This is a genomic window from Aliterella sp. E5.1 (genome assembly GCF_057473825.1).
Map to the genome: position 1 here is coordinate 1 of NZ_JBYCCV010000241.1, position 2,546 is coordinate 2,546.

The window sequence follows — 2,546 nt, forward strand, 5'->3', positions numbered from 1 at the left end:
AACAAGCGTGTAATGTAAGGCTTTCAAGCTTAATTTCACAACAAATGAACTCACTTAGGTCAACTTTGCCAAATCCTTATTCACAAAAGGTTCCAGAATTTAATCTTCCGAAAGTGACAAAAGAGGGGTAAGTCGGTTTTTCCACTGGCTACATCTTCAATTGAAGCTAATTTGTTATCAGCATCAATGCCATAGTTTAGCCACATACAAATCTCACACTCTAGTTAACTTAGCAAAGCCTTCGGTCGTTGACCTCTTTATATGATAATATGTACAGTAAGTCTGGACAGATACCGAATTAATTATGCAAACTACCTATACTAAAGCCCGTGAAAATTTAGCTAGTCTCTTAGACCAGGTTGTTGACGAACGAGAAATCATTATTATTGAGCGTCGTAATAAGCCAAACGTGGCATTGATTGCTGAAGATGAGCTAACAAGTTTAAAAGAGACGGCTTATCTTTTGCGAAGTCCTCAAAATGCGGCACGTTTACTTAATGCTTTGCAATGGTCTAAATCAAGAGATGAGGAAATTCTAGCACCCATGACTGTCGAACAGGCAATTACGTCTTTAAAACAGGGGTTGGGGATTGGCGAAGAAAAAGAAGAAGGTTGAGCTTCCACCTCTACCGCCTGCACTGCCTGCAAGATTTCCAGATTTTAGTCCGCAGTTCAAAGACGACTTAGGTTGGTGGTACAAAACTGCGCCTAACAAAGTAGACAAAATTTTTGCTTTAGTTACCGATGTGATGCAGCATCCATTTGAGGGCATAGGCAAGCCGGAACCACTCAAGCATTTAGACGTTGATACTTGGTCGCGGCGAATCGATTTGGAGCATCGACTTATCTACCGGGTTAGACAAGATAGAGTGGATTTTTTGCAAGCTCGTTATCATTATTAGGGAGCGATAGTCGCTCCTTTGACCGCCGCAGACATCGTACTTGAAAGACTAATGAGCGAAAAACTTTACCATTGCCAGGACTGCAATCATGAGTGGTACTATCCCCATCCTAACGGTTGCTACTGTGCAGACTGTGGTAGCGAAAATATCTACCGCTACCCAGAACTAAAGTACAAGCCTCAACAAGGGGTAAGATGCAAACTTCTGGGTGCTTTGTATCGTGCAAAAACTGCCCAAATTGCCGAAGTTAGATCAGACGAGCAAGGTGGCTGGGTGTACTTATTACCGAAGGATTTATACCCACTAGACGGATGTATGTTTGCTGAATTTTCAGAAGATGCTTTAGAACCTAGAGAATACGAACGCAAACTCAATAATTCTGCTTAGAAACAGGTAAGCAATATCCAAGCTTCATATAAATTGCCGTATTAGCTCTGATGTTGTTATGAGTTGCTCAAGCTGAGAATAGTAAGTAATTTATCCCTCTAATTTACTTACTATTCTCAGCATGAAAACTGTAAAATTATTAATGACTTCTCTATTCCTGTTGAATTTGGGTTCTATTAGTTTACTACCTCAAGTTGCCAGAGCCACCGTTTCTTGTGAAGCCAATACAGTTAATAACTACTCGAATGGTTCATTGGCAAATTGTGTTTTAAGCATTGATGCCAATATCGGACTGAACAATAATCACTTTGTTTGCCAGCAAAAAGAAACCATCTCTTTTGATGAAAAAGGGCAGTTTAGAAGTTGTACCCTTGCTCAAGAACTACGGATTAGAAAAGGTAATGAAGTTACTACTTGCCTTACTAAAAGTGAAGTGTATGTAAATATTTTAGATAGTGGAAATCAATCAATTATCTGTTCGAGGATTGCAGCTAATTAGTTAATGCTTTCTGCTGATACTCCTGGTACTGCGTGTCCTTGCTCTCCCAGTATTTATTTACAGTCTCACGCGCGATCGCCGCCTGCTCTAGCCCCACCCCCTGCTCCGCCAACAATCGCTGTTTCACCTGTTTACGCAAGTTTGAGATAATCTTGCCGTTAGTCTTTCGAGTCTGCGCCCAGTCTAGTATCGGTGCAGGATAAGGACTCTCATTTAGGTACACTCCATCAAGAATTTCTGCTAAGCTATAATCACGCAGTTCTTCAACCCAGTAGTAGATAAACCTCAGATCGCCATCTCTCTCCTCTAGATTCTTATTAGGATTGTAGATGCGGAAAGTATCAGACAGAGGATTAGTTACTCCTGCTTGCATTTGCCATTGCCAATTATCGATTCCCAGATCACCATCGATTAGTTGCTGCATATAGGGGTCGAGCCGAGATAGCTGTAAAAAAGTGCCACTTACCTTAGCAGACATGAATTTAGGGTTTTTTGAGGAGCATTAGCAGACATAAAACTCTTTTTTGGGTCAATTTATATCTGCTAATCTTAGTTAGCAGATATCAGTAAATCAAATGTAGTATAGATGAAATGCTTACTCTGTAGGTATTTCCAGTGAATTGGCACTAAAGAGAAGGTCGAGGGGAGCATTGCTACTCCACCCCTCCTATCCGCAACCGTGCTTGTAACTTTCACTACACACGGCTACTCAATGTGTTTCCCTTTTGTCAGTACGGAACTTCAAGCTACCATCATTG

Annotated in this window: 5 protein-coding genes; 4 read left to right on the forward strand and 1 reads right to left on the reverse strand. The window is 41.0% G+C overall.

Annotated elements, in window-relative coordinates; all coding sequences use genetic code 11:
* Positions 1-304 precede the first annotated feature (304 nt).
* The 4 genes from AC2VE5_RS25710 to AC2VE5_RS25725 all read left to right on the forward strand — a co-directional run bounded on the left by AC2VE5_RS25710 (position 305) and on the right by AC2VE5_RS25725 (position 1,788).
* A complete protein-coding gene (locus AC2VE5_RS25710) occupies positions 305-616 on the forward strand; it encodes a type II toxin-antitoxin system Phd/YefM family antitoxin (RefSeq protein ID WP_486890412.1) in 312 nt (103 codons plus the stop codon).
* Positions 591-902, forward strand: a complete 312-nt coding sequence (locus AC2VE5_RS25715; protein WP_486890413.1) for a Txe/YoeB family addiction module toxin — start codon at positions 591-593, stop codon at positions 900-902. Before AC2VE5_RS25710 ends, AC2VE5_RS25715 begins: the two co-directional genes overlap by 26 nt.
* Positions 903-953: 51 nt before the next feature.
* Positions 954-1,289 carry a hypothetical protein gene (locus AC2VE5_RS25720; protein ID WP_486890414.1) on the forward strand — a complete coding sequence of 112 codons (336 nt, stop codon included), beginning with the start codon at positions 954-956 and terminating at the stop codon, positions 1,287-1,289.
* A gap of 142 nt (positions 1,290-1,431) precedes the next feature.
* Positions 1,432-1,788 (forward strand): hypothetical protein, encoded by a 357-nt coding sequence (locus tag AC2VE5_RS25725; RefSeq protein ID WP_486890415.1) that lies wholly within the window; start codon positions 1,432-1,434, stop codon positions 1,786-1,788.
* On the opposite strand, the gene AC2VE5_RS25730 is transcribed toward AC2VE5_RS25725, so the two are convergent.
* The gene (locus AC2VE5_RS25730) at positions 1,781-2,266 is read right to left on the reverse strand and encodes an FAD-binding domain-containing protein (RefSeq protein WP_486890416.1); all 486 of its coding nucleotides are present in this window, start codon (positions 2,264-2,266) and stop codon (positions 1,781-1,783) included. The two genes, AC2VE5_RS25725 and AC2VE5_RS25730, sit on opposite strands and share 8 nt — an antisense overlap.
* Positions 2,267-2,546: the final 280 nt, after the last annotated feature.